Annotated in this window: 1 protein-coding gene; it reads right to left on the reverse strand. The window is 68.6% G+C overall.

The window, feature by feature from the left end; all coding sequences use genetic code 11:
• A partial coding sequence (locus B5E41_RS30975; protein ID WP_210191836.1) for a VCBS domain-containing protein occupies nucleotides 1-722 on the reverse strand: 722 nt, incomplete at both ends.

Here is a 722-nt window from a genome sequence, read left to right on the forward strand (position 1 = left end):
TGCCGCCCGGCTGTTGTCGAGCGTATAGGTCCAGCTGCCGGTGGCGGCATTGAAGCTGAAGCTGCCATAGATGCCGTTGAGTGAGGCCGGGGCGGCAAACACCGCCTCGCCGTCGTCGACGTCGCTGACCGTCAGCTTGCCGGAGGCACTCGGATCGCCGCTGCCGGCTGCCCCCGCCTCGACCGTCGCCCGGTCGTCGGTCACCGTCGCATCGACGACGATCGCAGCCGCATCGTTGGCGCCGGTGATGGCGATGACGATATTGTGGCTGGCGGTGCCGTCGAGCGAGCTGACGCTCAGCGTATCGCTGACCGCGTCGCCCTGGTTGAGCGCCTGCGTCGCCGCCCGGCTGTTGTCGAGCGTATAGGTCCAGCTGCCGGTGGCGGCATTGAAGCTGAAGCTGCCATAGATGCCGTTGAGTGAGGCCGGGGCGGCAAACACCGCCTCGCCGTCGTCGACGTCGCTGACCGTCAGCTTGCCGGAGGCACTCGGATCGCCGCTGCCGGCTGCCCCCGCCTCGACCGTCGTCCGGTCGTCGGTCACCGTCGCATCGACGACGATCGCAGCCGCATCGTTGGCGCCGGTGATGGCGACGACGATATTGTGGCTGGCGGTGCCGTCGAGCGAGCTGACGCTCAGCGTATCGCTGACCGCGTCGCCCTGGTTGAGCGCCTGCGTTGCCGCCCGGCTGTTGTCGAGCGTATAGGTCCAGCTGCCGGTGG

It is taken from the genome of Rhizobium esperanzae, from assembly GCF_002204185.1.
GTDB classification, from domain to species: domain Bacteria; phylum Pseudomonadota; class Alphaproteobacteria; order Rhizobiales; family Rhizobiaceae; genus Rhizobium; species Rhizobium esperanzae.